Origin of the sequence: Streptomyces sp. NBC_00873 (assembly GCF_045207415.1) — a bacterium.
Taxonomy (GTDB): Bacteria; Actinomycetota; Actinomycetes; order Streptomycetales; family Streptomycetaceae; genus Streptomyces.
This window is the reverse complement of record NZ_CP108803.1, coordinates 3,605,275-3,632,226: the sequence shown is the minus strand read 5'-3', so window position 1 is coordinate 3,632,226 and position 26,952 is coordinate 3,605,275. Positions and strand designations below refer to the sequence as shown.

At 69.4% G+C, this 26,952-nt stretch carries 26 protein-coding genes and 2 pseudogenes; 13 read left to right on the top strand and 15 right to left on the bottom strand.

Annotation, left to right across the window (positions count from 1 at the left end; translation table 11 throughout):
* Window positions 1–2 precede the first annotated feature (2 nt).
* The 5 genes from OH809_RS16320 to OH809_RS16300 all read right to left on the bottom strand — a co-directional run bounded on the left by OH809_RS16320 (window position 3) and on the right by OH809_RS16300 (window position 5,827).
* Complete coding sequence (locus tag OH809_RS16320) at window positions 3–623, bottom strand: hypothetical protein (protein ID WP_406515284.1); 621 nt, start codon at window positions 621–623, stop codon at window positions 3–5.
* Window positions 610–2,226, bottom strand: a complete 1,617-nt coding sequence (locus OH809_RS16315) for a substrate-binding and vWA domain-containing protein (RefSeq protein ID WP_406515283.1) — start codon at window positions 2,224–2,226, stop codon at window positions 610–612. Before OH809_RS16315 ends, OH809_RS16320 begins: the two co-directional genes overlap by 14 nt.
* Window positions 2,223–3,440 (bottom strand): toxic anion resistance protein, encoded by a 1,218-nt coding sequence (locus OH809_RS16310; RefSeq protein WP_406515282.1) that lies wholly within the window; start codon window positions 3,438–3,440, stop codon window positions 2,223–2,225. Before OH809_RS16310 ends, OH809_RS16315 begins: the two co-directional genes overlap by 4 nt.
* Entirely contained in the window at window positions 3,440–4,549 is a 1,110-nt protein-coding gene (locus OH809_RS16305; RefSeq protein WP_406421704.1) for a hypothetical protein, read from the bottom strand. The genes OH809_RS16310 and OH809_RS16305 overlap by 1 nt, the downstream gene beginning before the upstream one ends.
* Window positions 4,550–4,729: 180 nt before the next feature.
* Entirely contained in the window at window positions 4,730–5,827 is a 1,098-nt protein-coding gene (locus OH809_RS16300) for a hypothetical protein (protein WP_406515281.1), read from the bottom strand.
* Between the two features lie 283 nt (window positions 5,828–6,110).
* On the opposite strand from OH809_RS16300, the gene OH809_RS16295 reads away from it, so the two are divergent.
* From OH809_RS16295 to OH809_RS16285, 3 genes are all read left to right on the top strand, one after another.
* Window positions 6,111–6,854 carry a peptidylprolyl isomerase gene (locus OH809_RS16295; protein ID WP_406421706.1) on the top strand — a complete coding sequence of 248 codons (744 nt, stop codon included), beginning with the start codon at window positions 6,111–6,113 and terminating at the stop codon, window positions 6,852–6,854.
* A 196-nt stretch (window positions 6,855–7,050) separates the two neighbouring features.
* A complete protein-coding gene (locus OH809_RS16290; protein WP_406515280.1) occupies window positions 7,051–8,454 on the top strand; it encodes a DUF2079 domain-containing protein in 1,404 nt (467 codons plus the stop codon).
* Between the two features lie 44 nt (window positions 8,455–8,498).
* Complete coding sequence (locus OH809_RS16285; RefSeq protein ID WP_406421708.1) at window positions 8,499–9,614, top strand: glycosyltransferase; 1,116 nt, start codon at window positions 8,499–8,501, stop codon at window positions 9,612–9,614.
* A 153-nt stretch (window positions 9,615–9,767) separates the two neighbouring features.
* Here OH809_RS16285 and OH809_RS16280 read toward each other — a convergent pair whose 3' ends face one another.
* From OH809_RS16280 to OH809_RS16270, 3 genes are all read right to left on the bottom strand, one after another.
* Window positions 9,768–10,154: a hypothetical protein gene (locus tag OH809_RS16280; RefSeq protein ID WP_366690028.1), complete on the bottom strand. Its 387-nt coding sequence runs from the start codon at window positions 10,152–10,154 to the stop codon at window positions 9,768–9,770.
* An 83-nt stretch (window positions 10,155–10,237) separates the two neighbouring features.
* Window positions 10,238–11,449: a pyridoxal phosphate-dependent aminotransferase gene (locus OH809_RS16275; protein ID WP_406421709.1), complete on the bottom strand. Its 1,212-nt coding sequence runs from the start codon at window positions 11,447–11,449 to the stop codon at window positions 10,238–10,240.
* A 213-nt stretch (window positions 11,450–11,662) separates the two neighbouring features.
* Window positions 11,663–12,493, bottom strand: coding sequence for an arylamine N-acetyltransferase (locus tag OH809_RS16270; protein WP_406421710.1), 831 nt, complete (start codon window positions 12,491–12,493; stop codon window positions 11,663–11,665).
* A 117-nt stretch (window positions 12,494–12,610) separates the two neighbouring features.
* Between OH809_RS16270 and OH809_RS16265 the strand changes: the two genes are divergently transcribed.
* Both OH809_RS16265 and OH809_RS16260 read left to right on the top strand, forming a co-directional pair.
* Window positions 12,611–13,186, top strand: a complete 576-nt coding sequence (locus tag OH809_RS16265; protein ID WP_406515279.1) for an IS607 family transposase — start codon at window positions 12,611–12,613, stop codon at window positions 13,184–13,186.
* A pseudogene (locus tag OH809_RS16260) lies at window positions 13,179–14,117 on the top strand (IS200/IS605 family accessory protein TnpB-related protein); the annotation flags it as partial. The gene OH809_RS16265 and the pseudogene OH809_RS16260, both read left to right, overlap by 8 nt.
* Before the next feature lie 429 nt (window positions 14,118–14,546).
* On the opposite strand, the gene OH809_RS16255 reads toward OH809_RS16260, so the two are convergent.
* Window positions 14,547–15,434 carry an NAD(P)-dependent oxidoreductase gene (locus tag OH809_RS16255; protein WP_406515278.1) on the bottom strand — a complete coding sequence of 296 codons (888 nt, stop codon included), beginning with the start codon at window positions 15,432–15,434 and terminating at the stop codon, window positions 14,547–14,549.
* Between the two features lie 96 nt (window positions 15,435–15,530).
* On the opposite strand from OH809_RS16255, the gene OH809_RS16250 reads away from it, so the two are divergent.
* Window positions 15,531–15,884, top strand: coding sequence for a winged helix-turn-helix transcriptional regulator (locus tag OH809_RS16250; RefSeq protein ID WP_406421713.1), 354 nt, complete (start codon window positions 15,531–15,533; stop codon window positions 15,882–15,884).
* 12 nt (window positions 15,885–15,896) lie between these two features.
* Here OH809_RS16250 and OH809_RS16245 read toward each other — a convergent pair whose 3' ends face one another.
* On the bottom strand, window positions 15,897–16,262 hold the full coding sequence (locus OH809_RS16245; RefSeq protein ID WP_406515277.1) for an iron chaperone: 366 nt from the start codon (window positions 16,260–16,262) through the stop codon (window positions 15,897–15,899).
* 126 nt (window positions 16,263–16,388) lie between these two features.
* Between OH809_RS16245 and OH809_RS16240 the strand changes: the two genes are divergently transcribed.
* The 3 genes from OH809_RS16240 (at window position 16,389) to OH809_RS16230 (ending at window position 20,179) form a co-directional block, all read left to right on the top strand.
* Window positions 16,389–17,255, top strand: a complete 867-nt coding sequence (locus tag OH809_RS16240) for a serine protease (RefSeq protein ID WP_406515276.1) — start codon at window positions 16,389–16,391, stop codon at window positions 17,253–17,255.
* Between the two features lie 432 nt (window positions 17,256–17,687).
* Window positions 17,688–18,095 carry a hypothetical protein gene (locus OH809_RS16235; RefSeq protein WP_406421716.1) on the top strand — a complete coding sequence of 136 codons (408 nt, stop codon included), beginning with the start codon at window positions 17,688–17,690 and terminating at the stop codon, window positions 18,093–18,095.
* The gene (locus OH809_RS16230; RefSeq protein WP_406421717.1) at window positions 18,092–20,179 is read left to right on the top strand and encodes a bifunctional polysaccharide deacetylase/glycosyltransferase family 2 protein; all 2,088 of its coding nucleotides are present in this window, start codon (window positions 18,092–18,094) and stop codon (window positions 20,177–20,179) included. The genes OH809_RS16235 and OH809_RS16230 overlap by 4 nt, the downstream gene beginning before the upstream one ends.
* A 53-nt stretch (window positions 20,180–20,232) precedes the next feature.
* Here the strand turns inward: OH809_RS16230 and OH809_RS16225 are convergent, their stop codons facing one another.
* On the bottom strand, window positions 20,233–21,066 hold the full coding sequence (locus tag OH809_RS16225; RefSeq protein WP_406421718.1) for a TetR/AcrR family transcriptional regulator C-terminal domain-containing protein: 834 nt from the start codon (window positions 21,064–21,066) through the stop codon (window positions 20,233–20,235).
* 86 nt (window positions 21,067–21,152) lie between these two features.
* Here OH809_RS16225 and OH809_RS16220 point away from each other — a divergent pair, with 86 nt between their 5' ends.
* Window positions 21,153–21,986: a siderophore-interacting protein gene (locus OH809_RS16220; protein WP_406515275.1), complete on the top strand. Its 834-nt coding sequence runs from the start codon at window positions 21,153–21,155 to the stop codon at window positions 21,984–21,986.
* A gap of 7 nt (window positions 21,987–21,993) precedes the next feature.
* On the opposite strand, the pseudogene OH809_RS16215 reads toward OH809_RS16220, so the two are convergent.
* Both OH809_RS16215 and OH809_RS16210 read right to left on the bottom strand, forming a co-directional pair.
* Window positions 21,994–22,389 (bottom strand): annotated as a pseudogene (locus OH809_RS16215) (amidohydrolase family protein); the annotation flags it as partial.
* 69 nt (window positions 22,390–22,458) lie between these two features.
* The gene (locus OH809_RS16210) at window positions 22,459–23,772 is read right to left on the bottom strand and encodes an amino acid deaminase (protein WP_406421720.1); all 1,314 of its coding nucleotides are present in this window, start codon (window positions 23,770–23,772) and stop codon (window positions 22,459–22,461) included.
* Window positions 23,773–23,909: 137 nt separating this feature from the next.
* On the opposite strand from OH809_RS16210, the gene OH809_RS16205 reads away from it, so the two are divergent.
* From OH809_RS16205 to OH809_RS16195, 3 genes are read left to right on the top strand one after another with little or no spacing between them, the layout of a single operon-like run.
* Window positions 23,910–25,043 carry a sugar kinase gene (locus OH809_RS16205; protein ID WP_406515274.1) on the top strand — a complete coding sequence of 378 codons (1,134 nt, stop codon included), beginning with the start codon at window positions 23,910–23,912 and terminating at the stop codon, window positions 25,041–25,043.
* A complete protein-coding gene (locus OH809_RS16200; RefSeq protein ID WP_406421722.1) occupies window positions 25,040–25,798 on the top strand; it encodes an IclR family transcriptional regulator in 759 nt (252 codons plus the stop codon). Before OH809_RS16205 ends, OH809_RS16200 begins: the two co-directional genes overlap by 4 nt.
* Window positions 25,799–25,804: 6 nt before the next feature.
* A complete protein-coding gene (locus OH809_RS16195) occupies window positions 25,805–26,215 on the top strand; it encodes a RidA family protein (protein ID WP_406421723.1) in 411 nt (136 codons plus the stop codon).
* A 120-nt stretch (window positions 26,216–26,335) separates the two neighbouring features.
* Here OH809_RS16195 and OH809_RS16190 read toward each other — a convergent pair whose 3' ends face one another.
* Both OH809_RS16190 and OH809_RS16185 read right to left on the bottom strand, forming a co-directional pair.
* Window positions 26,336–26,710, bottom strand: coding sequence for a type II toxin-antitoxin system VapC family toxin (locus tag OH809_RS16190; protein ID WP_406421724.1), 375 nt, complete (start codon window positions 26,708–26,710; stop codon window positions 26,336–26,338).
* Window positions 26,710–26,952 carry a type II toxin-antitoxin system Phd/YefM family antitoxin gene (locus OH809_RS16185; protein WP_406421725.1) on the bottom strand — a complete coding sequence of 81 codons (243 nt, stop codon included), beginning with the start codon at window positions 26,950–26,952 and terminating at the stop codon, window positions 26,710–26,712. Before OH809_RS16185 ends, OH809_RS16190 begins: the two co-directional genes overlap by 1 nt.

Sequence of the window (26,952 nt, the reverse complement as noted above, 5' to 3'; positions counted from 1 at the left end):
GCTCAGTTGGACCGGCCCCGGTCCTCCAGGTACCGCGTATGCGTCTGCTGCCGGCGCGCCTCGGCCTCCCGCAACCCCGTGACCAGCGACTCCGCCTCCCGGTGCAGCAGCGACAGCTGCTGTTCGAGGTGGCGCTCGGGTGGCTCGGTGCTCGGTGCGATCCGCGTCCACCAGCGGGTCCGCAGATACGTGTCCACGGACTCCGGAATGTCCTGGTGCACGGCGCGCGACAGGGCGTGGACGCTTTCCGGGTCGGTGGCGAGGGCCTCGGAGACCCAGCCGGGTGCGAGCAGCCCTGCCAGCAGCTCCGTCAGCTCGACGAGCCGCCCGGATGCGGCGGGCGGCAGCTCGACCTCGTCCAGATACGCCCGCAGGGTCACGAAGTCGGCCCGCAACGACTCCAGCTGGGACGACGGGTCGGGGAAGTCCGGGGCGGGTGGCCGCTCGGGCGGGGCGATCAGCGCACCCGCGCCGTACAGCCCGACGATCACCACCGGCCAGTACGCCCCCGCGAGCCCGGTGAAGGTGAGGGCGAGCCCGGCGATCCCGCAGGCGCTCCCGGTGAGGTTCTTGCGCGACTCGATGTACGCCAGGATCCGGCCCGGCGCTCTACTGGTAGCCACGGATCTCCTCGAAGGCCCCGTCCAGAGAACCCGGCCCCTGGTCCTTCGTCGCGTCGAAGAGCCGGCCGCCGGTCAGGGAGGCGATCGCGTCCAGCTCCGCACGGTCCGAGTCGCCGAAGACGACCGGGAAGACAGGGGTGACGCGGCGCGCAGCCGGGAGCGAACGGTAGAAGCCGGCGAAGTCGTCGGCCGAGTCGCCCGTCGTGTTCTCGCCGTCCGTCATCAGGACGATCGAGGTGAACGCGGACCCGGTGTCCGGACCCAGCAGGTCGTAGGCGGACTCCAGACTCGAAAAGATCGCCGTCTCGCCGCTCGCGGTCAGGGCGGCGGTGTCCGCCTTGATCGCCGCAAGCCCAGCCTGCGGATCGGCGGGATCGACCGTATGTGTGCGCGCCCGCTTCACCGACGACCCGAACGGCAGCAGCGTGACCTCCTCGCGCTCCCGGAAGTCCCCGGTCAGCCCGGTCAGCGCCGCCTTCAGCTTCCGCAGCCGCTCGCCCTTCATCGATCCGGACGTGTCCAGGGCGTACACGGTGCGCGAGGGCCGCCGGAGCTTGTTCTCGTAATGGTCGAGCAGCCCGTCCGCGACGGATCGCGAGCCGGGGAAGGGCAGTTCACGGCGCGCCTCGGCGGCCAGCGGCGCCGCCGGCCGTACGGACGCGACGACCGGGCGGCGGAACGTCTCCCGGGTCAGCTGCCGCTGCACGGCGGGGGAGCGGAGGTACGAGGTCAGGGTGCGCACCGAGTCCTTCGCTTCCGGCGAGGCGGCGGAGAGCAGGCTCAGCGGGTAGTCGGCCGTCACCACACCGTCGCGCGGGCGGATCACCGTCAGCCCGGTACGGCTGTCCCGGTTGAGGGAGAGCAGCACGGACTCGTAGTTGATCAGCGCGTCGACCGTGCCCCGCCGGGCGTACGCGGTGGCCAGCCAGCCGGACGAACCGGAGGTCAGCCGCTGTCCGCCGAAGAACTCCTCCATCTTCCCGCTCGCCTTGCGGACATCGGCGTCGGTCAGCGCGGACTGGGCGCCCGACAGTGCCGAAGCGACCGAAACAAGTGCGGCGAAACCGGAGTTGGAGCGCGCCGGATCCGTCATTCCGTACGTCAGTTCCCCGTCGGCCACCGCCCGGTGCACCTGCGACCAGGTGACGCGCGACGGTTCCCAGCCCAGCCGCTTCACCACCGCCGGTTTGACGCCGAGGGCGACCGGTGACGCCATCAGCGGCGTCTCGGAAGTGATCCGCTTCGCCGCTTTCGGGTGGAGCCGCAGATAGTCGTTGGACGACAGCCACACCGCGTCGTACGCCCCGTCCGCCTTCCCGGAGCCGAGCTGCTGGACGGCGTCGAGCGTCCCGGTCCAGGTGGGCCGCACAGTGATTCCGGTGGCCTTCCGGGCCTGCTCCAACAGCGGTTTCATGTCGGCGAGTTCGCTGGAAGCCAGTACGCGCAGCGTTCCGGCCCGCGGCGCGCTGTCGTCCTTCTTCCCGGACGCCGCGGGGTCGTCCGCCGCCGAACACGCGGCGATCGGCACGAGTACCGCGGCGGCCAGCAGTGCGGCGAGCGTGCGCGATGTCCGACGGCGCAGCCTTCTGAGCCGGCCCGTCATCCGAGACCGCCGCCCTCAAGGGCCCCCGCGGACCGGCTGCGCTCCAAGTGGGTGCCGGCCTGCTGGAGTTCGGCCGTCAACGACTCGACCGTCGCCGCCATGGACTCGGTCGCCTGTACCTTGTACGTGTCGATCGCGTCCAGCGTCCGGTAGATCTGCTGGAATGCCGTCCGCAGCGTCTCCGCGCCCACCGCCGGGTCGGCGGCGATCCGCTGGATCTCCCCGCTCTGCGTGGCGAGCATCTCCGCATTGCCGCGGATCAGATCCTCCGTCGTGGAGCGCAGCACCTGCACCTGTTCGGTCACCTTGCGCTGGCTCTCCAGCGCCGATGCCAGCATCACGGCGATCCGCAGCGCGGAGACGGTCGTGGTCGCGGCGCGGTCGACGCCCCTGATCAGTTCCTCGTTGTTGCGGCGTACGACATCCATCGCCAGGTACCCCTGCGCGCAGACCGCGAGCTGGGTCAGCAGATCCTGGTGCTTCTGCCGTACGGGGAACAGCACATCAGCCCGCAGGGCGTCCGCCTGCACGGGGTCGGCGGCTTCCGTCGCCCGGATGCGCTGCTCGACGGCGCCGTCCAGGGCCTCGGTGAGGACCACGTACTCCTGGAGCTTGCCCATCGTCTCCCAGAGCCGGGTGCGCTCGGTGTGCAGGGCGGCGTTGTCGCGGCGCAGTTCGTCCTGGCCGCCGCGGAGCGAGCCCACGATCCTGTTGAGGGTGGACTGCGCGGAGGCGTACTTCGCGACATGATCGCGCAGCCTGTTGCCGCCGGGCAGCTTCGCCAGCAGCCGGCGGGCGCCGCGGCCGGGGGTGTCGCGCGGGTCGAGGTCCTCGACGGTGCGGCGCAGCTCGACGAGTGAGGCACCGACCCTCGACTGGGCGTCCCCGTCCCCCGACCCGGCGGAGAGCTCACGGACCGTACGGTCCAGCATCCGGTTGGACTGCTGGGCGGCGCTGCGGATGTCGCCCTGCCCGAGGGCGGCGATCTCCCCGATCCTGGTGGTGAATTCGGGCGAGCGGGCATCGAGCCCGGCGAGGCTGCCGACGTACTCGGTGGCGCGTCGCGTCATCTCCGTGCGCACGGAGTCGTCGACCGGGACGAGCCCGGCGGCCTGCTCGGTACGGACGGGGGCGACGGGCTCGGGTGGGGTGAGGACGAGCGGCTGCGGCTCGGCTTCGGTCATGGGTGATGTCTCCCGGAAGGCGTGTGTCATCAGCCGCGGGTCCGGCGGGCCATCGCGCGCAGCACCGTTGCGGTGGGCACGGGCGCCTGGCGGATCCCGGTCAGCTGTTGGTCGATGTAGTCGGTGCGGCCGGCGGTCGCTGCGGTGAACTCGGCCGCCGCGCCCTGGGGGCGGAAGCCGTGGCGCACGGCCAGCCTGCGCAGCCCGGGGTCGGTGGAGAGCAGCTCGCCGAGCTGCCGGCCCGGGGCGGTCAGCGGTACGAGGGTGTGATCGCTGGAGACGGTGGTGTCCGGGTAGAGGACGACCAGATCCCCGAGCTCCTGCTGCTGCTTCTGCAACAGCAGCGATGCGACCTGCGACTCGTACACCAGGACCAGCGGATTGCCGACTCCGCTGATGAAGTCCCGGAACGGCGCGTCACTGCTGGTCTGCTGCGCACCCTGTACCTGGATCAGCTTCTTCAGCAGCGGCGCAGTGCGGTCGATCGCGGCGTCGTCGGCGGCCACCCGGCCGCCGTCGGCGACGTACGAGGCGGCGGCGAGGTAGAGCGCGCCGGAGTTGGATGCGACGGGATCGGTGCTCGTGACGAACAACGTGCCCGTCAACTCGGCGTGTTCGTCCGCGCCCCCCAGCTGCTGCCAGGTCCGGTCCGCCTTCGCGGCCTTCAGATACGGGGCCATGTGCAGCTTCCCGCTGGACCTGCCGCTCAGCGTCGCCAGCCCGTTGTCCGCCAGCACCTGCGCGGCGCCGCGGTGCGCGACGACGACGAGCGGCGAGTAGAAGGGCCTGAGCGGGCCGCCCTTGACGGGGGACTTGCGCTGCAGCTCATCGGCCGGAGCCTTCGAGCTGGGGAATGCGAAGTCGTAGCCTTTCAGTGGAAGTTGGTCCATGGCCCAGGACCCGGACGTCTCCACCTTCACGGTGAACCCCTTGGCAGCAAGGGCCTTCACCACATCGGGATCGGCGAAGAACTCCGCCTTCTCCGACCCGATCACTCCACGCACGGTCTTCGTTGCCGTGCTCGTGTCCTTGCTGTCGCGGCCTGCTACGACGGCTACTGCCACTCCGCCGATCAGCAGCACCGCCAGGACGATTCCCACGATGCGTCTCACGGATGCAGACTGCTCGCGGAAACCCACATTCCGGGCCGAGTTGAGTGGACGGCAGGTGAAGTGCGCATCTCAGTACGCAACGGGACCGGCCCGTTCTCTCCGGCAACCCGATCACAGGATGACGTGGACTGCGCCGCAGGGCGCACGCACGTGTGCCGTGCCCGGACGATCCCGGGCACGGCACATGTCAGAGGGATCCCAACGAGGTCAGGACCACATCTGGCTCTTCGAGAGTGCCTTCTCGGCTGCCCTGTTGAGGTCGAGGCTGTTCAGCAGCTGCTCAAACGGGCTCGCGCCGCTGAACGACTGGTTCGCGCTGCCGGACGACTGGTTCGTGGTCGGCGGCTCGCCGGCCACGAACGGCCCGGTGGCTACGGGCACGAAGGTGATGAGATTCCAAGCCTTCTGGTCCAGGGGAGCGGTACTACCACAGTCGATAACCATCCCCATGAGCGTGCACTGGAGCTCGTACACGGCCCCGGTCACGGTGATCACCTTGAAGTTCACCTCCCCGTCCTGGGCCGAAACGCTGGCGGCACAGACAGTGGCGGGGTCGGGGTAGCCGGGGTTCTGCGCCGGGTTGGTGAGGTCCTCGCGGAAGTAAGATCCCGTGCTGGGGTCCTTCCGGTGGGCCCCAAACGCAACCCCGTCGACCAGGAGGACGCTGATCTCCTGAGTGTTGTCGGGGAGAAGACTGTCGATCTCGGAGCCGCACCCGCTGGCTCCGGTCTGTCCGGTGGCTCCCGTGGCTCCGGTGTTGCCCGTGGCCCCGGTGGCTCCGGTGGCTCCGGCCGGTCCCGTGGCTCCGGTGGCTCCGTTCTCGCCGTTCTCGCCGTTCTCACCCGTGGCGCCCGTCGGTCCCGTGGGTCCGGTCGGTCCCGTGGCTCCGGTGGCTCCGTTCTCGCCGTTCTCGCCGTTCTCACCCGTGGCGCCGGTCGGTCCCGTGGCTCCGGTGGCTCCAGTGGCTCCCGTGGCGCCGCGCGGACCCGTCGGTCCGGTGGGTCCGGTGGGTCCGCGCTTGCCCTTCTCCTTCTCCTCGCACTTGTCCCTGTCGTGCTTGTTCTTGTGGTGGTCGCAGCACTCGTCCCTGTCGTGCTTGTTCTTCTGGCGCTCGCACTTGTCACCGCCCATAAGCACAGGCCGGTTCATCTCGCCCGGAGAGAAGGCGTTCTGGGCGACCGCCATCGCAGGGCTGGAGAAGCCCAGCACGACGAGGCTCAGCGTTGCCATCGCACCGCCGGCCAGCCACTTGCGACCTCGGGGCACCGGGCCCAGACGTGAGGGGGCCCTGTTCTCAGGACTCATGAATTTTCTCCTTGTGGAACCGAATGGAGTGGTCTCGAGAGGCATGCGGCGCCTCTGACGCAACATTCGGGTGCGTGTGCAAGAAAGTGGGCGAGACACACCAGACGTTCAGGCGATCGGCAGAGGGGGGAAGGGGGCCGAAAGGGGATAAGCCCCCGAAGAGTTGGGCCACGCAGCCCAATAGTGGTTTCAATCCCGAGTGTGTGTCGGTGCAGCAGGCACACAGGTGGATGGATACGCTCTGCATGCTTCATCACCTCCCACTCGCCAAATCGAGGCTCGAATGTCCGTCAGCGAATTTCAAGGAAAGATGAATTTCTTCACCAGGGCCAGGAAGCGTGTGGTCAGGGTGGCGACGGTCGCACTCGCCGTGACCGCGACGTGTTCAGGGCTGACATGGGCGGCGGTCTCCGTGACGGGAAACAGCGTCGATGCGAAGCCGCCGGTCACGTGCTCATACAACCTCACCAATGGTGCAAAGCCTGTGGGAATTCCCACCTTCGACGCCTCGGCCGCGGCTCGGCCGTACACGGCAGAACTCGTGACCAACCGGGGAACCATCACCATTGAGGCCCTGACCGACAAGGCGCCCTGCGCCACCAACTCCTTCTCCTTCCTGGCGCGGAAGGGGTACTACGACGGCAGCAAGTGTCACCGTGTCACGACCCGAGGGATTTACGTACTGGACTGCGGCGACCCCAAAGGGGAAGGCGCAGCCGATCCGGGCTATTTCTTCGGTGACGAGAATCTGGACGGAGCCGAATATTCGGCCGGCACCGTGGCGATGTCGGTTCCCGGCAGAAATGGCAGTCAGTTTTTCATCAGTTACGCCGATCCTGATGTTCCCATGTCGTCCGAATGGACTCCCTTTGGGAAAGTCGTGAGCGGATTGGACGTACTGAAGGAGATCGCCAGGAACGGGACCCAGGACGGGTCCTCCGACGGAAGGCCGAAGAAGGCCGTCGTCATCAAGTCGGTAACGGTGCGGCAGACATCGGCCAATGCCCCTCGCGAGAAGCGCGGGTGACTCCACCACGCCCCAGGTGTGGCGCTGTTCGGAGTATTCCGCGCGCGCACATGGTGGCTCAGAGCCAAGCCGTGAAGGTTGCTGGCACTTGAGGTCCTCAGGGTCAGCTTTCCGGAAGGAATAAGTCATGCAAGCCCCACCCACCGACAGTGCCACGCTCCCGGTGCAACAAAAATCAACTGTGGATGAAGGGCCGGTGGTCGAACCGTCTCGTGGGAGCCGCTCCGACATCCCGTGGTGGATCTGGGCCCTGGCGGGAGCGCTGTTCTTCACGTACGCGACGTTGTCCTTGCGTATCCATCAGCGCATGCTCTCCCGCAGCTTCGACCTGGGAATCTTCGAGCAGGTCGTCCGCTCCTACGCGAATGGGCACCTGCCCGTCTCCGAAATCAAGGGGCCGGACTTTCCCGTCCTGGGGGACCACTTCTCTCCCATTCTGGCCCTGGTGGCACCTGTCTACCGGCTGTGGCCTTCGGCGATGGCCTTGCTCGTGGTGCAGGCGGCGCTGATCGCCGCGAGCGTTCTGCCCCTGACTCTCTGGGCGCGCCGAGCGCTGGGTTCCCCCGCCGCCGCGGTCATCGGGGTCTGCTACGGCCTCTCCTGGGGTCTCGCGAGCGGGGTCGGCTCCGACTTCCATGAATGGGCCTTCGCCGTTCCCCTTCTCGCGTTCTCACTCACCGCTCTCGCGACGGGCCGGATGCGTGCCGCGGCCTGCTGGGCTCTGCCCCTGCTGCTGGTGAAGGAGGACCTCGGGCTCACCGTGGTCGTGATCGGCCTCGTCATCGCCCGGCGTGGCGACCGCAGGCTCGGGATCATCACCGCCGCAGTCGGTCTGGCCGGGGCACTGCTGGCGACGATGGTCATTCTGCCGGCCTTCAGTCCGAGCGGGTCCTACGACTACTGGCACTGGCTGAATGGCTCGGAAGGCAGTGAGGGTGGGCTGACGGATCTGCTGTACAAGAGCACGATCGGTCTCATCACCCCCGAGGCCAAGATCTCGATGCTCCTGCTCGTGCTGGCCCCGACCCTGTTCCTGGCCCTGCGGTCCCCGTTGATGTGGATCGCACTGCCGACTCTGATGTGGCGTTTCGCCTCAGGTCTCAGTACCCACTGGGGCACCGCCTTCCACTATTCGCTCGTGCTGATGCCGATCGTCTTCGCGGCCTTCATCGACGCCTTGATCCGACGGAACCCGAGCAGGAGCAGCCTGCGACGATACCTCGCCGGCTCCGCTGCGATCACACTCCTGATCCTTCCGCAGTATCCGTTCTGGCAGCTGGTCCAGCCGGCCACCTGGCGGGGCGATCCCCGCATCGCTGCCGCCCACCGTCTGATGGACCGGATCCCCGACGGAGCCACGGTCCAGGCATCCAATCTGCTCGTGCCCCAGCTCACGAACCGTACGAGTGTCAGCCTCTACGGCTGGGCCGACAGCCGCCCCGATCCTCAGTGGATCATGGTCGACACCTTGGTGCCGTTCAATCAGCGGTGGCCGCTGAACGTCCTTCAGGAACAGCAGGCCCTGGGCATTGCCCGCGCACAGGGGTATCTCACCGTGGGTAAGGAACAGGGCTTCGTACTGCTCAAGCGTCCGAGCTGACGTCGTGACGTCGGTCTTCTACCTCACCGAGTTGGAGGTGACCCGTGAAATCAACGGTCTGCCTGAACATGATCGTCAAGAACGAGGCCCCGGTCATCAGACGCTGCCTCGAATCCGTGCGCCCTTTGATCGACACGTGGGTCATCCTGGACACGGGCTCGACCGACGGCACCCAGGACGTCATCCGTGACGTCTTCAGTGATCTGCCCGGCTCCCTGCACGAAAGCCCCTGGAAGGGATACGACGGGAGCCGCAGCGAGGCGATCGACCTGGCGCGCGCCGAAGCGGACTATCTGCTGTTCATCGACGCCGACGACGAGATGGAGGTGAAGCCCGGCTTTCGCATGCCGGAGCTGACCCACGACGCCTACCGAGTCGCACTGCACGACGGGCCCCTCACCCACTGGCGCCCCGCTCTGGTCTCAACCCGGCTGCCCTGGCGGTACGTCGGAGTCCTGCACGAGTACATCGACTGCGGAACGCCGTACAGCCTCGGGACGTTCGAAGGCGCCAACATCCTCTCGGTGGGGGGCGGCGCACGCCTGAGGGGAGAAGGGGTGCGGAAGAAGTACCTGCGCGATGCCAAGGTCCTTCAGCAAGGCCTGATCAAGGAACCCGACAACTCCCGCTACGTCTTCTACCTCGCCCAGAGCTGGCGCGATGCCGGAGAGCCGAAGAAGTCACTCGCCGCCTACGACCGCCGGGCAGGCATGGGCGGCTTCGCCGAGGAAGTCTTCTGTGCCCACCTCTACGCCGCACGGCTCGCGGTAGAGCTCGGCAGGCCGCCGGCCGAGGTGATCGACCGCTACCTCCGCGCGCACGAAAGCCGCCCCTCGCGAGCCGAAGCAATCGGTGAACTCGCACGCTATTGCCGCATGAACGGCCGGCGCTGGCCACTTGCGCACATGTTCGCGCAGCAAGCAGCGCAGATCCCGTACCCGAAGGACATTCTGTTCGTCGAGTTCGAATGGTACGACTGGCGCTCGCTCGACGAACTCGCCGTGGCCGCTTACTGGACCGGAAACTATGAGGAGTCGGAGCGCAGCAGCCAACGCCTCCTGAAGGGCGGCAAGGTGCCCCCCGAGCACCACGACCGCGTGGTCGGCAACCTCGAATTCGCCCGGCAGAAGCTGGGCTCGAGGGAACTCGTGAACGCCTGACCGGGGGGCGGCGGGGCCGCGGTGGCCTGGCCGGAGAGTCTTCGCGTCGCAGGCCGGTGCCCGCGGACGAGCCGGCGGCCGCTCGGGACGGCCGGATTCGGCACACGAATGGCACCCGGTCCGCGCGCCTCCCCGGCTCGCGGACCGGGGCCGTCAGGGGGCGCCGATCAGCTCGGCGTCACGCAGGGCGGCGGTGTGTGCGTCCATGCGCTCGGCGGCGAGAATCGCGGCGGCGGTGTCCGCGCGGGACGCGGCGACGACGAGGGCGCGGCCGGCAAGGGCGAGCGCCCGGTGGTGCAATGCGGCGGGGTCGGCCCGGGTCAGCGCGGCATGCCGCGCCGGTGGCGCCCCGCGCAGCCGGGCCACCTGCTCGGCTATGCGATCGCCCTGCCGGCCGAGCCCCAGCTCGTCGGTGACGGCGAGCAGGGCGGCCAGATGCCCGGCGAGCTGGATGTCCAGCTCCTCCTCGCGGGTGCGGTGGGGGTACTGCGCCGCGTCGGCCATCGAGTGGACCGACTTGGTGCGGATCGGCTCGTACATGGGGATGGCCTCCTGCTCGCGGTCAGGAGACCATCCTACATTGGATTCAGTCTAAAGTTGAGCGGTGTCGGGATCCGGTTGCCTCACGGCTGCCCGTATCCGTCCAGGAACGTGCCGATCCTGGTCACGGCGTCCGTCAGATCCTTGGCCGACGGCAGCGTCACGATCCGGAAGTGATCGGGCTCCGGCCAGTTGAACCCCGTACCCTGCACGACCATGATCTTCTCGGCCCGCAGCAGGTCGAGGACCATCTGCCGGTCGTCCTTGATCTTGTAGACCGCGGGGTCGAGCCGCGGAAAGAGATACAGCGCCCCCTTCGGCTTCACGCAGGTGACGCCCGGGATCTGCGTCAGCAGGTCGTACGCGACGTCCCGCTGCTCCAGGATCCGCCCGCCCGGCAGCACCAGGTCGTCGATCGACTGCCGCCCGCCGAGCGCCGCAGCCACCGCGTGCTGCGACGGCATATTGGCGCACAGTCGCATATTGGCGAGGATCGTCAGCCCTTCGATGTACGAGGCGGCGTGCCCCTTCGGGCCGCAGACCGCCAGCCACCCGGACCGGTAACCCGCCACCCGGTAGTTCTTGGAGAGCCCGTTGAACGTGAGCACCAGCAGATCGGGCGCGATGGCCGCTGTCGGGGTGTGTGTCGCTCCGTCGTACAGGATCCGGTCGTAGATCTCGTCGGAGCAGACCACCAGGTTGTGGCGGCGGGCGATCTCCGTCAGCCCGCGCAGCATCTCGTCGTCGTAGACCGCACCCGTCGGATTGTTCGGGTTGATGATCACGATCGCCTTGGTGCGGTCCGTGATCTTCCGCTCGATGTCGGCGAGGTCCGGCATCCAGTCGGCCTGCTCGTCGCACCGGTAGTGCACGGCCGTACCGCCGGCCAGCGACACGGAGGCGGTCCACAGCGGATAGTCCGGTGCGGGTACGAGCACCTCGTCGCCGTCGTCGAGCAGCGCCTGCATCGACATCTGGATCAGCTCGGAGACGCCGTTGCCCAGGTAGATGTCCTCGACGTCGAGGGGGATCCCCTTGGTCTGGTAGTGCTGCATCACCCCGCGGCGCGCGGACAGCAGCCCCTTCGCATCGCCGTAACCGTGCGCCCCGGAGAGGTTGCGCAGTATGTCTTCGAGAATCTCGGGCGGGCACTCGAACCCGAACGCGGCGGGGTTGCCGGTGTTCAGCTTGAGGATGCGGTGACCAGCTGTTTCCAGCCGCATCGCCTCCTCGAGCACGGGGCCCCGGATCTCGTAACAGACATTGGCGAGCTTCGTCGACTGGATGACCTGCATGTCAGCGAGGATACGGTGGTGTTTCACAGGGTGCGCGGGGTTTGCCCACAGGTTGACCCGCCCGGGGAACCCGGTCCGCCCGCCCGGTCTTCCATCGCCATGCACCCGCCGCCCCCGGCCGTGGGAAGCCTGGCCGGGGGCGGTGACGCGGCTTGGAATGGGTGTGTGACGGCCGGGGCGGGTGAGATGCGCCACGCGAATGGGGCGCCGCCGTCACACGGGCAGGCGCGTGCCGTCCGGGAGACGGATGCCGAAGTCGTCCGCCAGGACCCGCAGCACCTCGTCGCCGTCCGCCAGCTCCCGCTTCCGCGTGCCGTCGGGCGCCGTCTCCGTGAGCTTCCGGCCGGACAGTCCCACGTGGCCGTCCGGAGTGGTGCGCTGGACGTACACCAGGTGCTGGAACGGGGAGCGCGGATTGGTCGCGATGTGCCAGTTGATGACCTCGTAGTCCGGCGCCTCGAACGGCTCCAGCGTGAACGCGTACTGGTCCTCCCACTCCCCGCCCGCGGACAGCGTCTGCAGCTTCCACAGCGGCAGCGGGCCGTTGTGCGGTGCGTGGACGAGCCGGTGACGGCGCGGTGCGTCGTGCAGCTCCGCGTCCGCCACCAGCGCGATCGGCTCCAGCAGCGAGCTGCTCGCGCCGAAGCCGACATCGGCGAGATACGGGGTCGCCTCGCCCGGCACCTCGGCCAGCATCAGCATGTGGGTGCGCGGCCGTACGTCCCCGGGCGCGGCCCCCAGCGTCACGCGTGCGCAGAGCAGCGTCACCGTGAATCCGAGCTCGGCCAGCACGGCGGCGAAGAGGGTGTTGTGCTCGTAGCAGTACCCGCCGCGCTCACTGCGTACGAGCTTCGCCTGCAGATCCGCGAGCGCGAGCGAGGGCGCGCTGCCGAGCACGGGGTCCAGATTCTCGAACGGGATGCCCAGCGCATGGGCGCGGTGGACGGAACGCAGCACCTCCACGGTGGGGAGGCGCTCCCCGGTCCAGCCGATACGGGCGAAGTACGCGTCGAGGTCGAGAGTGCGGTCGTGGTCGGTTGTCATGGTCCGACCGTACGCAACCGGGGTGGCGGGAGCCTTCGACCAGGGGTGATGAACTGTTGGCTGTCGAGGTCGTTCGAGTGTGCGTAACCAGGTTTGGGTGAGTGCGTTGTTCAGGGTGTGAATCTGACGGAGTGGGCGAGGGTGCAGGGTGTGCATCCGCAGACGGCGTATCGCTGGTTCCGTGAGGGCACGTTGCCGGTGCCGGCTCAGCGGGTGGGGCCGCGGACGATTCTGGTGAATGTGGAGGCCGTTGCGGCGCCCGGAACGGTCGGCGGTGTCGGGTTGTACGCCCGTGTCTCCTCGCGCGACCAGAGGGGTGATCTCCGGCGTCAGGTGGCCCGGCTGTCGCGGTGGGCCGCGCAGTCGGGTCACCGGGTGGTGCGGGTGGAGTCCGAGATCGGGTCGGGTACGAACGGCTCCCGCGTCAGGGCCCGGCGTTTGCCGGCCGACCCGGACGTGACCATCGTGGTGGTCGAACACCGTGACCGGCTCGGCCGGATGAACACCGAACTTGTCGAAGCGGCACTCGAAGCCGCGGACCGGCGTCTGGTTGTGCTGGATGACGGGGAGCTCGAAGACGACTTGGTGCGGGACATGGTGGAGGAGCTGACCTCGTTCTGTGCCCGTCTGTACGGGCGCCGTTCGGCGAAGAACCGGGCGAGGAAAGCCCTGGAAGCTGCCGAGCATGGCTGAGTCGAAGAACGGATTGCGCACCATCGCTCTGCCGTTCGTCGCCGTCGGACCCACAGGTGTGGCCATACGTGACCGGCTGGGGCACCTCACATCCCAGGACGAGAGAGTCCTCCGCGTGGTCGGTGAGCACCAAGGCCGTCTGAGCTCGCGTGATCCCAAGGCTCGCTGTGCGGATGGTCTGGAGCACGGTGCGGACACCTGGGCGGCGCGTAAGCGGGAGCTGACGGCACTGTCGTCGTCGCGGATCGCGGGTGCGATCACCAAGGCTACGCACGATCAGTGGGCGCTGGCCCGCCGTTGCCAGGCTGTGCATATCCAGAAGCTGGCGGCCGGGATCAAGACGTTGCGGCACCGTCTGTCCCTCCCGCTCGGGGAGCACGGAACGAAGCGGGCTACGGGCGGATACCGGTCGAAGAACGAGTGGTTCCGCAAGTCCCGCCGCCTCGCGGCACTGGAGGCGCGGCGTACTGCTGCTGTCGCCGACTGGCAGGTCGGACGGGTGCGGGTGGTGCGGGGCGGTAAACGTCTCCTCAACACCCGCCACCACCTCACTAAGGCCCAGCTCACCGAAGAGTGGCGGGAAAGGTGGAAGGCGGGACGCTGGTTCATCGCTGCCGACGGTGAGTCGGGGAAGCGGTTCGGGAACGAGACGATCCGCGTCACCCCGGACGGCGAAGTGTCGATCAAGCTGCCTGCCCCGCTCGCGCACCTGGCCAACGCCCGGCACGGCCGATACACCCTCGCCGCCCACATCAGCTTCGCGCACCGGGGCGCGGAGTGGGCCGACCGCATCGAAGCGAACCGGGCCGTCGCCTACCGCATCCATCTCGATACGGAGCGAGGCCGCTGGTATCTCACCGCTTCCTGGGGCGTGAGGGAACCCGCCCGCCCACAACGGACCGCGCCCCTGGAGGCGTGCCGCCGCGCGGGACGCGAAAGCGGGAACCCAGTGCATCCAACACCGTTCGGGATGCGCCCAGTACGCAGCAGTGGGTCCAAGACTCACTTACGCACACTGGTTAGGAACGGTCGATCCCTCTGGTACGCGGGTCCTGGTTCCGGGACCGACGCGCCCCCGTGTCTCAGAGGTACCTTAACCGCGCTGAGGCGAGCGGTGATACGGGGAACGATCGCCGCATGACCGCTTTCGGTGAGCAGGACATGGCCGCTCTCGTGCTCCGCGACCCGACGACATCACCACGGCGCTCCAGCAGGCCCTAAAGACCGCTCCCGCCGACGAACGCCCCGGCCTGGAACGGGCCCTGGCCCTCACCGCAGCCGCCGCCGAGGCGGCGGCGGAGGCGGCGGACCCACGTGCCCGGCAGGGCACGGGCACCCGGGCCCGCACTGTCGGCGGCGCTCAGCGCACCAGCAGGTCGATGACGCCCGTGGTGCCCTCCTCGCCGCCTCGCTCCGCTTCCGCGAGGCGCCGCTCCATCAGCGCCAGGTACGGGGTCAGCAGTTCGGCGCTGACCCCCTGTTCCCCGGCCGTGCGCAGCAGCGTCGCGTTGCCCGCGACCTGCATGGCGAGGTTGGAGACCACGCCCGCGCTGTAGTCGCCGCTCTCCAGCTGAGCGGCGGCCGTGTGCACCGCGGGTGCCATGGCGGTGAGCCAGTCGGCCAGCAGCGGGGCGAGCGCCCGAGGGTCGATGTTCTCCTTGCGGATCAGCGCGAAGGCGTGTGCGACACCCGCGAACATCCCCGTCATCGCGCTCAGCAGCGCCACGTCGTGCAGGGCGGCGAAGCCGGGATTCTCACCGACATAGGTGGTGCCGGCCGGCACGGCGAGCGTCTCTCCGTGCGCGTCGAACAGGGCGCGGGACCCGCTGTAGAAGATGTAGCCGCCGGAGCCCGCGGCGCCGATCATCGGCGGGACCGCCATGATCCCGCCGTCCAGGAACCGGGCGCCGCGCTCCTGGGCCCACCCGGCGAGGGCGCGTGCCTGGCCCGGAGTGGAGGTGGTGAGGTTGACCAGGTCCTTGCCGGCGAGGTCGGCGCCGGCCAGGGTCTGCCCGACGGAGGCGTCGTCCAGCAGGCAGAGGACGACGAGCCGGTTCGCGGCCACCGCCTCCGCGACCGTCCCGGCCGTGCTCGCCCCCTCGGCGGCGAGCACGTCGGCACGGGCGGGGCTGCGGTTCCAGACGGTCAGGGGATGCCCGGCGGCGAGCCAGGTCCGGGCGAGCGCGGTGCCCATGGCGCCGAGCCCGAGGAGGGTGAGCGGCTGTTGCTCAGGGGTGTTGTCAGTCATGGAGATTAGGCTGGTCGCAGGCCTCGGAGCGATCAAGTACCCACTTCGGGGTGGGTGGTTACCACGGGGTGAGTGACCAGGTGAGAGGGGTGGGCCATGAGGACCGTACGCAGGCCGGGGGCGTTCGTCTGTGGGATCGACGCGGCGATGGATGTCATCGGCGGCAAGTGGAAGGTGCTGATCCTCTGGGCGCTGAACGAGCAGACGTGCCGCTTCGGCGAGCTCCGCAGACTGGTGCCGGGGATCACCGAGAAGGTGCTCACCTCGCATCTGCGGGAGCTGGAGGACGACGGCATCGTGCACCGCGAGGTGCATGCCGAGGTGCCGCCCCGCGTCGAGTACTCGCTGACCCCGCTCGGGTACGGGCTCAACAAGGCGCTCGGGCCGCTCGGCGCGTGGGGACGGGAGCACGTGCTCGGCCAGGCGGAACCCGAACCGGCGCGCGGCTGACCGGCCACCCCGTCAGCAGACCGTGCCCGGCCGGGCCGCGGTGGCCCTCAACAGGTCGCGCACCAGGTCGAAGTCGATGTTCTCCGGCTTGCGGAAGCGCAGGCAGCCCTTGCCCATGTCCTGTCCGGCCAGCCGCTCCTCGAATGCCGCGCGGACATCGGTGCGCAGCAGGTAGAAGGAGACGTAGTTCTGCTGGCTCGCGAAGGCGATCTCGGTAACGCCGTCCCGTTCGTAGGCGGGCATCTCGTAGGCCATGATCTCGCCGAAGCCCTTGAGTTCCTGACGGCACATCAGTCGCAGTCTGCCCAGGGCGTCCCGGCGCTCCTCCGGCACCTCGGCCAGGTATCCGTCGACGTCCTCCGCCTTGCTCTGCACCATGCGCACAGCCTGAGCGCTGTCCCGAGGCCGGAAAGGGGGTCTTGCCCCGGACCCGCGCACCCCTAACAATGCGCATGACAAAACCGAACGAACTTCGGTCACAGAGGTCACAGAGGGGACCCCCACATGAAGAAGCCTCTCCTCGGCGCGCTTTTCGCCGTTCTGCTCCTCGGAGCGGGAACGGCACCCGCTGTCGCGGCCACAAGCCACGACGCGGCCGCGCCGCAGAAGACGACACAAGCCGAGCAGATCACGGCCAAGGCGGTCGACTTCGCCGGTACGGTCGCGCTCAGCAACTGCTCCGGCTCCGTGGTCCGCACGGCCGCCTCGCTCCCGAGCGACCCGGCGCTCGTGCTCTCCAACGGGCACTGCCTGGAGACCGGCTTCCCCAGTCCGGGTGAGGTCGTCCTCGGCCGGCGGTCCACCCGCAGCTTCACCCTGCTGAACTCCGCGGGCAGCGGAGTCGGCACCCTGCGCGCCAGCAAGATCGCGTACGGGACGATGACCGACACCGACGTATCGCTGTACCAACTCACCCGTACCTACGCCCAGATCGAGAGCACCTACGGCATCAAGGCGCTGGAGCTCAACGCCGCGCACCCGGTCCAGGGGACCGCGATCACGGTCGTCTCCGGCTACTGGAAGCGCACGTACAGCTGCAACATCGACGGTTTCGTCTACCGCCTGAATGAGGGCGGGTGGACATGGAAGGATTCGGTCCGCTACACCTCCGCCTGCCAGACCATCGGCGGCACGTCCGGCTCCCCGGTGATCGACAACGCGACCGGCAAGGTCGTCGCCGTCAACAACACCGGTAACGAGGACGGGCAGCAGTGCACGGTCAACAATCCGTGCGAGGTCGACGAGAGCGGCAATGTGACGGTCCGCCAGGGCATCAACTACGCCCAGGAGACGTACGGCATCGTGCCGTGCATCGGCGCCGGCAGTCAGATCGACCTCAACCGGACCGGGTGCACCCTGCCCAAGCCGTAGTCGGAAAGCTTCCGCGCGTCGCCCGGGCGGTTCGCGCCCCGCCCGGGTGGCGCCGGTCCGAGCCGAGTCCTTCTTCTTGATCGTGGCCCGACGCCTGATGGCTCGGCGAGTTCACCCTCGCCCGCGGCGACGAAGCCGGCCCCTCGTGCCGTCGGCGGGACCACGGGCCGAACTCGCCGATCACGGTGTCGCCGAAGGTGAGGCGGAGCAGGTTCAGCTGCTGCCACAGCGGGCCGCTCCCTGTGAAGGGATCGCGCTCGCAGGCCGAGCAGGGCGATATCGGTCGGTATCCGCTGTGCAGTTGGCTATGCCCTGGTATCGGAGTCGGCTTTCCATCGGGGGGTGCACTCCATAGACTCCGGCCCCGTGACACATCAGGACCATGCTGTATTCGTCGACACGTCCGGCCGCAGGGGTCGTCTCATGCGGTACGTGGCCACCTTTGTCGGCGTAATCTGCGTCGGATTTGTCGCGACTATCGTGGCCGGTCTGTTCGGCGCGGTCCCCTCCGGTACCACCCTGCCCTGGAGCCCCGGCGGTGGCGGAAAGGCGCCCACCCACGCCGAGGAATCAGCGGAGCCCCCCACCAGTACAGCGAAGCCCTCCACGGTACCGTCCGCCGACACCTCGGCCGTCGCCTCGCCCACCGAGGACGCTTCCGGTACGCCCAGGGGGGCGACCGCTGCGCCCGCGAAGTCGACCGCCTTCTCACCCGCGGCGTCGGCCGCCCCCGCCCCCGCGACGACGGCCCCGTCCGCCTCCCGCGGCAACGGCAACGGCAACGGCAACAGCTCCAGTCGCAGCACCGCCGCGCCTGGCTCGACCAAGGGGCCCAAGTGACCCGGCACGCCCTACGCCGCGACCCCCGATCCCACTGGATCCTGCTCAGCCTCACCCTGGCCGTCGCCGCCACCGCGCTGATCTTCAGCGGGTATGGACGCCACGAGATAGCCCCGACCGCCGCGCCCTCCACCGCCTGCGCCACCGAGCGCACGGTGAGCCTCGACGGTGGTCCCGTCATCCGCCAGAATCCCAAGACCGGCGGTGTCGAAGCCACCGAGATGCCGCGTGACACCGTCGCCCTCACCTACGACGGCGGGCCCGACCCCGCCTGGACCCCGCGCCTGCTCGACCTGCTGAAGAGCCACGACGCCAAGGCCACCTTCTTCCTCACCGGTACGCAGGCCGCCGCCCACCCGGATCTCGTCCGCCGGATCAAGCGCGAGGGCCACGAGATCGGCTCGCACACCTACACCGACGCCAATCTCGCCGGACTCTCCAAGCCCCGCACCAACCTTGAGCTGTCCCTCACCCAGAACACCCTGGCCGGCGCGGCCGGCATCGGTACCCATCTGCTGCGCCTCCCGCACACCACCACCACCGGCACCCTCTGCGGCGGCCAGTGGGAGGCCGCGCGCCAGGCGCTCATCGACGGCTACGTCGTGGTGGCCGCCGACGGCCCCGAACGCTTGCCGCAGCACGGCGCGGTGCGGCAGTTCACCGGCTCGCCCGCCGCGGTCACCGGGACCGAGCAGCTCCTGACGGCCGGAGGCTCCCACGACCTGACGTTCACCAGCGTGGGCCATGGCATCGGCATGGCCGGCGCCACCTACGATGTTTCCGCGCCCGCGCACTGGCGGGGCGCCGCCGTGGTCGGCGTCCAGCAGGCCTCGCGCGGCTTCGCCGACGCCATGACCTGGCTGCTCGCGGTCGCCGGTGTGATCACTGTGCTGCGTCTGGTGATGCTCTTCGCCGTCGCCCGCGTCCACGTGAAGCGCGTCCGCGTCAAGCGTTCCCGCAGACGTGGCTCCCCGCTCCACCCCCCGCTCACCGAGCCGGTCTCTGTGATCGTCCCCGCCTACAACGAAGAGGCGGGCATCGAGGCGACCATCCGCTCGCTCCTCGCCTCCACCCATGAGTACGTCCAGGTCATCGTGGTCGACGACGGCTCCAGCGACCGGACCTTCGAGATCGCCGAAGCGATGCAGGCCGAGGACCAGCGGGTGATGGTGGTCCGTCAGCCCAACAGCGGTAAGGCGGCCGCCCTCAACACCGGTCTCGCCTGGGCCCATTTCGACATCGTCGTCATGATCGACGGCGACACCGTCTTCGAACCGGACGCCGTACGCCATCTCATCCAGCCGCTCGCCGATCCCCGGGTGGGCGCGGTCAGCGGCAACACCAAGGTCGGCAACCGGCAGGGTGTGCTGGGTCGTTGGCAGCACCTCGAATACGTCATCGGCTTCAATCTCGACCGCCGGATGTTCGACGTCATGGAGTGCATGCCGACCGTGCCGGGCGCCATCGGCGCGTTCCGCCGCGACGCACTCGTGGGTGTCGGTGGGGTCAGCGAGGACACCCTCGCCGAGGACACCGACCTCACCATGGCGCTCTGCCGCGCCGGCTGGCGCGTCGTGTACGAGGAGAAGGCCATCGCCTGGACCGAGGCGCCGGCCACCGTCAAGCAGCTGTGGAAGCAGCGCTACCGCTGGTGCTACGGCACGCTCCAGGCCATCTGGAAGCACCGCAGGGCCGTCTTCGAACGCGGCCAGTCGGGCAAGCTCGGCCGGCGCGGACTGATGTACCTGCTGGTCTTCCAGACCGTACTCCCGCTGCTCGCCCCCTTGGTGGACGTCTTCGCCCTGTACGGGCTTCTCTTCCAGGGCGCGGGGCAGGCGCTGGGGGTGTGGCTCGGTTTCACGGCGATTCAGGTCTTGAGCGCGGTGTACGCGCTCCGCCTGGACCGCGAGAAGTTCGAACCGCTCTGGACGCTCCCGCTACAGATCTTCGTCTACCGCCAGCTGATGTACCTGGTCGTCGTCCAGTCGGTGGTGACCGCGCTCCTGGGATCCCCGCTGCGCTGGCACCGCATGCAACGCACCGGCTCGGCCACCGACACCCTGGAACGCCAGCCGGTCGGCTGACGTTCTGACGGTCCGTCGTGACGGACGCGGAGAACGCACCGGGCCCACAGGTCTCACGGCGCGCCCGTGCGTCGCACCGCCGCCTCGATTCCGTCCAGCAGCACGCCGAGCCCGGTGGCGAACGTCTCGCGCGCCTGACGCTCCAGGTAGGGCACCGTGTCGTCGGCCGGTGGCGGCTCGGGTGCGCTCTCGCTCTCCAGACGGCCGACGTCCGGGAAGCGGTCCGCGAAGTCCGGGGCCACCTCGCCGAGCAGCGCAGAGCGGGCGAACCACCACTCCTCGTCGGACTGGCCGGTCACCGCCGCGGCCTGCCGGGACTCGGCGACCGTCTGCGCCGAGCCGCGGACGAAGTGGAACAGCGTGCCGATCAGCCGCCGCAGGAGATGTGCGTCGAGCCCGGTCCGGTACAGGAGACGTATGAGGGTGTTGAGCGCGGCGTACTCGTGCGGGCCCAGCACCGGTCGGGCCTGGGAGACCTGGAGCACCCACGGGTGGCGGAGGTGGAAGGCGAGGGTGTCCTCCGCCCAGCGCGTGAGGGAAGCGCGCCAGTTTTCCGTGTCCGGGTAGTCGGACGGGAGTTCGGCATGCACCGCGTCGTACATCAGGTCCAGCAGCTCGCTCCTGCCGGGAACGTACGTGTAGAGGGCCATGGCCGTCCGGCCCAGCCGCTCGCCCACCGCGCGCATCGAGAGCGCCGCCATGCCGCCCTCGTCGGCGACCGCGACGGCGGCGCTCACGATCGCGTCCACGGTCAGTCCGGGCTTGGGCCCCGACCGGGCCGGTCCCGTTTTGCCCGGCCCTGTTCCGCCCGGTGCCGGAGCGCTCTCCGCGCGCCACAGCAGAGCGATCGAACGGCGGGCGTCGCCCTGTCCCGCATAGACCACCACTTGCGACTCCTTACGCTATAAAGTAACTTCGCCCAGGCGATTCTTTACGGCATAAGGTATCAGGGAGAAAGTGGGTGACCGCTCCGATGAGTCAGTCTCTGCCGGTGTCGTACATCCAGGTTGCGGGCGTGGAACGGATCACGCCGCGGATGGCGCGCGTCACCTTTACCGGAGATGCGCTGGCCGACCTGATCGAGGATCGGCCGGATCAGCAGATGAAGCTCTGCTTCCCGAAGGGGCAGGGCGCGCCCGTGCTGCCGGAGCAGGACGCCGACGACACGTACGGGATGCGGTGGTACGAGGCGTACCTCGCGATCCCGGAGGCCGACCGGCCGTGGATGCGGAGCTTCACCGTCCGGGCGTACGACCGTGAGCGCAACGAGATGACCGTCGACTTCGTGCTCCACGGCGACACCGGACCCGCCACCCGCTGGGGGCGGACCGCGCGGCCCGGGGACGTGCTCGGCATGGTCGGCCCGTCCTCGGCGTACGCCCGGCCGCTGCCCGCCTCCGACTGGCTGCTGCTCGCCGGGGACGCGACAGCGCTCCCCGCGATCGGCACGCTGCTCGAAGCGCTGCCGGCCGGGATGCGCGCGGTGGCGTACGTGGCGGTCGCCGACGCGGGGGAGGAGCAGCGGCTTTCCTCCGCCGCCGAGGTGACCGTGCGCTGGGTGCACGCGGGGGAGGAGCTGGCGGACGTGGTCCGCGCGGCGGAGCTGCCGGGCGAGGCGGGGGCGGGGGCCGCATGGCTCGCGGGGGAGTCGGGGACCGTACGGATGCTGCGCCGCCACCTGGTCGAGGAGCGCGGGATGCCCAGGGCGGCGGTGGAGTTCAGTGGTTACTGGCGGCGCAGGCTGACCCAGGACGACGCCCCGACCGAGGAGGATCTGGCCTGGGCGAAGGAGCGGGCGGAGGGGTGAGCAGGATTCACCGTGAGCCGCGTACCGGCCGGGAGGACCGCGGCGACCGGACCGCCCGTCCCACCAGTACCGAGGTCCGCCTGCCGTCCTCGATGACGAAGCGGCCGTCGATCAGGACGTGCGGGATGCCCACCGGCAGGGTGCGCGGCGCCTCGAAGGTCGATCCCGCCGCCACCGTTGCCGGATCGAAGAGGACCAGGTCGGCGCGGTAGCCCTCACGGACGTAGCCCCGGTCGGGCAGCCGCAGCCGGGCCGCCGGGCGGGAAGTGAGATGGGCGACGCACTCCTCCAGCGAAAGGATGCCCAACTCCCGTACGTACCGGCCGAGATACTGAGGGAACGTGCCGTACGCGCGCGGGTGCGGCTTGTCGCCCTGGAGGATGCCGTCGCTGCCGCCGGTGTAGGGATCGGGTCGGCCGGGGCCGCGCGGGAGAACAAGCCCGTCCGGCGATTGAGGACACGCCCGCAGGGATCAGAAGAACGTGCGGATGTAGTCCGTGACCGTGCCGTCCGCCTCGACGAGCGGAATCAACTGCCACTTGTCGAACGACGTGCACGGGTGCGACAGCCCCATGCCGACCCAGTCCCCGACCTCCAGCTCCGCCCCGGCCTCGGTGCGCAACCACCCGTGCTGGTCGGACAGCCCGGTGACGGTGATGCCGGTGGCGGCCCGCACCGAACCGTCCCGCCCGGACCGCACGACCTGCGCCTGCGGAAGATCGAGGTCGTATGCCGCGTCCCGCTTCCCCGCGTTCACGAACGCCTGCTCGTCGGACGGCCGCGAGACGACCTGGGCCCAGAGGCGGAACGCGGGCTGCAGGGCGCCCTCCTCCGGGACCCGGTTGAACGGGGTGAGGTGCAGGTAGTGCCCGTCGTCGTGCGAGACGTACGCCCCCGAACGCAGCAACTTGCATACGGGACGAGTGAGTTCGGGGATCTCGGCGAAGACCTCCGCGACCGTGTCGAACCAGGCGCTGCCGCCCGCGCTGATCACGATCCGGTCGTCGCCGGCCAGTGCGGCGAACCGGTCCGCCTTGTCGAATTCGGCGGCCACCCGGACGAGCCGGTGCAGCCAGTCCCGTACCCGCTCCGTGGACGCGTCCGGCACCTCGCCCTCGTAACCGGCGACCCCGACCAGACGCAGCGTCCCCGCTGAGGCCACCGCGTCGGCGACCGCCGCGCAGTCGGCCTCGGTACGCGCACCCGTGCGGGCCCCCTCACCGGCGCCGAGTTCCACGACCACGTCCACCGGACGTACCGCACCCGCGGCGCGCAGCGCCTCGTCCATCAGCTCGACGCCGCGCACCGAGTCGACGTAACAGATGAAGTGGAACCGGGGGTCGGAGTCCAGCTCGCCGGCGAGCCAGCGCAGTGCGACTGCGTCGACGAGCTCGTTGGCGAGGAAGATCCGCTCGATCCCGTACGCGCGGTACACCCGGACCTGGTGCGGAACGGCGGCGGTGATGCCCCACGCGCCGTACTCCAGTTGCCGGGCGAAGAGCTGCGGCGCCATGGACGTCTTGCCGTGCGGCGCGAACGCGAGCCCGTGACGTTCGGCGTACGCCTCCAGCAGCGCGAGGTTGTGCGCGACGGACTCGGCGGAGAGGGCGAGGACGGGCGTCGTGAAGCCGCCGGTGAAGAGGTTGCGACGCTCGGCGGCGAGGGCGCCGACCGTGAGTCCGTCGGCGTCGGGCGGGAGCGCCTTGAAGCGGTGGTCGACGCGCTCGGCGGCGAGTTCGCCGAGCGTGTGGGGAGCTGTCGCGACGTTTTTGTCGTCGGCGGCCATGGACCCTCCTCGAGATCTGTTCGTTGCACTATATGCAACACCCATTGCGCACGTCGCTTGACGCTGTCTAACATCCGAGCCGACGCCGGGTCAATGGTGAGAGCCGGTGCGGAGCGCTGACCAGCGAGGAGCCCAGAGTGTCCGGACCCGCAGCCGTGGGACGTGGAGCCGCCACCGCCGATGTCGTCTGCCTCGGTGAGTCCATGGTGACGTTCCTGCCCTCGCAGCCCGGCCGCCTCGCCGACGTCCCGTCCTTCGGGCGCGCGATCGGGGGCGCCGAGTCCAACGTCGCCTGCGCGCTCGCGGCGGCGGGACACCGGGCGAAGTGGGTCGGCCGGGTCGGTGCGGACGGGTTCGGCGACCATCTCGTCGACGCGATCGCGGCCTACGGGGTCGACACGTCGGCAGTCCGGCGCGACCCCGACCGCCCCACCGGCATCTACTTCCGTACGGCGGCGGACCGGGCGACGGGCGCCCATGAAGTCGCGTACTACCGGGCAGGGTCGGCGGCCTCCGCGATGTCCCCGGCGAACGTTCCGTACGCGGACCTGCTCGACGCGCGCATCCTGCACCTGACCGGTATCACGGCGGCCCTCTCCGCGGACTGCCTGTCCCTCCTCCGCTCCCTCACCGAGCCCCGCCCGGACCGCCCGTTGATCTCGTTCGACGTGAACTACCGCCCGCACCTGTGGCGCCGCGGGGACGAGGGACCGGGCGTGCTGCTCGACCTCGCGCGCCGCGCCGATCTCGTCTTCGTCGGTGAGGACGAGGCGGAGGAGGCCTGGGGGCTGCGGGGCACTGATGCCATCCGCGAGGCACTTCCGGAGCCGGCGGTGCTCGTGGTCAAGCGGGGGGCGGAGGGGGCGACGGTCTTCTCGGGGCGCCGCCCCGAACACCGCTCCTCGATCGCCGGAGGGGCTGACTCTTCCGTCGCCGGAGGGGCTGACTCTTCCGTCACCACTGTCCCCGCCCTCCACGTGGACGTCGTCGCCGCCGTCGGCGCAGGCGACGCCTTCGCCGCCGGTTTCCTCTCCGCCACCCTGCGCGAGCTCCCCGTCCGCGACCGCGTCCGCCACGGCCACCTCATGGCCGCCGCAGTCCTCACTGCCCCCGGAGACCTCACCGACCCGCCGGCCCGTGCCCACGCCGACGAACTCGTCGCTCTCGACGAAGCCGCCTGGGGGAGACTTCGTCTCGGTCCCGGCTGGACGGCAGCCGACCGCGTCGACACCGACCGGAGCCCGGCCCCGCAGGAGGTACACCCGGCATGAGCCAGACCGTCGACCGCGCACTGAGCATCCTCCCGCTCCTCGCCGAGGGCCCCGCCGACCTCGGCCAGGTCGCCGACCGCCTCGGCGTCCACAAGTCCACCGCGCTCCGCCTGCTCCGTACGCTGCACGAACACGGTCTCGTCTACCGCCGGCAGGACCAGCGCTACCGCCTCGGAGCCCGTCTCTTCGCCCTCGCGCAGGAGGCCGTCGAGAACCTCGACGTACGCGAGATCGCCCGCCCCCACCTCGTCGAGCTCAACGCGCAGTGCGGGCACACCGTCCATCTCGCGGTGTACGAGGAGGAGGAAGTCCTCTACATCGACAAGGTCGAGAGCCGCTACCCGGTCCGGATGTACTCGCGGATCGGCAAGCCCGTCGCGATCACCGTCGCCGCCGTCGCCAAGCTGCTGCTCGCGGATCTGTCCGAGCCCGAACGGCGGGCGATCGCCGAGAAGCTCGACTACCCCATGTACACGTCCCGTTCGGTCCCGAACGCCGGTGCCTTCCTCAAGGAACTCGCCGCCGTCCGCGAACAGGGCTGGGCCACCGACCTCGGCGGCCACGAGGAGTCCATCAACTGCATCGGCGCCCCGGTCCGCGGCGCGGACGGCCGTGTCGTCGCCGCCATGTCGGTCTCCGCACCCAATGTGGTGGTCACGGCCGAGGAATTCCTCACGCTGCTCCCGCTGGTGCGCCGCACCGCCGACACCATCAGCCGGGAGTGCTCCGGCACCACCCAACCCAAGAAAGCCTGAACCGCGATGACCGAGAAGACCGCCCTCACCCCCAGCACCCACACCACGCCGCCCGCCAAGTTCTCGCACGGCGTGAAGAAGGGGAACATCCTCCAGGTCGCCGGCCAGGTCGGCTTCCTGCCCGTCGTCGAGGGCCAGGCGCCGACCCCGGTCGGCCCGACGCTGCGCGAGCAGACCCTCCAGACGTTCGCCAACGTCAAGGCGATCCTGGAGGAGGGCGGCGCGAGCTGGGACGACGTGATGATGATGCGCGTCTACCTCACGGACGTGGACCACTTCGCGGAGATGAACGAGATCTACAACAGCTACTTCGGCGAGCAGAACCTCAAGGAGGCCCCTGCCGCCCGTACGACGGTGTACGTCGGCCTCCCCAAGGGCCTGCTGATCGAGATCGACGCGCTCGCCGTCCTGAGCTGAACGATCCCCGGCTGATCCGCTTGTCTCACCGCACCACCACGCCACACGGCGCGGCGCCCCGCATCGAGGGGGGCGCCGCGCCGCGCCCCACCGGTCGCGGACGCGCATCCTGCGCAGTGGTCAGATGACCATGACCGGGACGTCGTAGTGGGGGATCCACTTGTCGCGGGTGACGATCGTCATTCCCTCGGTCTGGGCCTGTGCGACCAGTACCCGGTCGAAAGGATCGCGGTGATGGGCGGGCAGCCTGCTCGCCCGTACGCCGTGTCCTGCGGTGATCGGCAGCGAAGTGAACTGGCTGTCCCGGACCCGTTCCGCCAGGTCCTTCGGCCCTTCCAGCTTGCCGAGTGACTGCTTGATCGCGATCTCCCAGGCAGAGACCGCGCTGATGTACACGGACGGTTCCGTGTCGAGCAGATCCTTGACCTCCCCGGAGAGTTCGGAGGAATCGTCGAGCCACCAGAGGATCACATGTGTATCGAGCAGTAGGCGCATCAGTGCATCCCGAAGGCGGCGGCGATCTCGTCGGGCAGCTCGTCGAAGTCGGCGGCGAGGTGGATCCGCCCCTTCAAGGATCCGCGTCCCGTCCGCCTGACCTTGGGGTGCAGCGGAACGACCTTGGCCACTGGCTCACCGGCCTTGCTGATCACGACTTCCTCGCCGGTGGCGACCTGTTCGAGGATGCGCGAGAAGTGGGTCTTGGCCTCGTGCACGTTGTACTGGCGGGCTGCTTCCAT

Coding starts and splice junctions, on each gene's coding strand:
- OH809_RS16315 (WP_406515283.1), bottom strand. CDS start 2,226: ATGACGGGCCGGCTCAGAAGGCTGCGCCGTCGGACATCGCGCACGCTC.
- OH809_RS16310 (WP_406515282.1), bottom strand. CDS start 3,440: ATGACACACGCCTTCCGGGAGACATCACCCATGACCGAAGCCGAGCCG.
- OH809_RS16300 (WP_406515281.1), bottom strand. CDS start 5,827: ATGAGTCCTGAGAACAGGGCCCCCTCACGTCTGGGCCCGGTGCCCCGA.
- OH809_RS16295 (WP_406421706.1), top strand. CDS start 6,111: ATGTCCGTCAGCGAATTTCAAGGAAAGATGAATTTCTTCACCAGGGCC.
- OH809_RS16280 (WP_366690028.1), bottom strand. CDS start 10,154: ATGTACGAGCCGATCCGCACCAAGTCGGTCCACTCGATGGCCGACGCG.
- OH809_RS16275 (WP_406421709.1), bottom strand. CDS start 11,449: ATGCAGGTCATCCAGTCGACGAAGCTCGCCAATGTCTGTTACGAGATC.
- OH809_RS16270 (WP_406421710.1), bottom strand. CDS start 12,493: ATGACAACCGACCACGACCGCACTCTCGACCTCGACGCGTACTTCGCC.
- OH809_RS16255 (WP_406515278.1), bottom strand. CDS start 15,434: ATGACTGACAACACCCCTGAGCAACAGCCGCTCACCCTCCTCGGGCTC.
- OH809_RS16250 (WP_406421713.1), top strand. CDS start 15,531: ATGAGGACCGTACGCAGGCCGGGGGCGTTCGTCTGTGGGATCGACGCG.
- OH809_RS16245 (WP_406515277.1), bottom strand. CDS start 16,262: ATGGTGCAGAGCAAGGCGGAGGACGTCGACGGATACCTGGCCGAGGTG.
- OH809_RS16240 (WP_406515276.1), top strand. CDS start 16,389: ATGAAGAAGCCTCTCCTCGGCGCGCTTTTCGCCGTTCTGCTCCTCGGA.
- OH809_RS16220 (WP_406515275.1), top strand. CDS start 21,153: ATGAGTCAGTCTCTGCCGGTGTCGTACATCCAGGTTGCGGGCGTGGAA.
- OH809_RS16210 (WP_406421720.1), bottom strand. CDS start 23,772: ATGGCCGCCGACGACAAAAACGTCGCGACAGCTCCCCACACGCTCGGC.
- OH809_RS16200 (WP_406421722.1), top strand. CDS start 25,040: ATGAGCCAGACCGTCGACCGCGCACTGAGCATCCTCCCGCTCCTCGCC.
- OH809_RS16195 (WP_406421723.1), top strand. CDS start 25,805: ATGACCGAGAAGACCGCCCTCACCCCCAGCACCCACACCACGCCGCCC.
- OH809_RS16190 (WP_406421724.1), bottom strand. CDS start 26,710: ATGCGCCTACTGCTCGATACACATGTGATCCTCTGGTGGCTCGACGAT.
- OH809_RS16185 (WP_406421725.1), bottom strand. CDS start 26,952: ATGGAAGCAGCCCGCCAGTACAACGTGCACGAGGCCAAGACCCACTTC.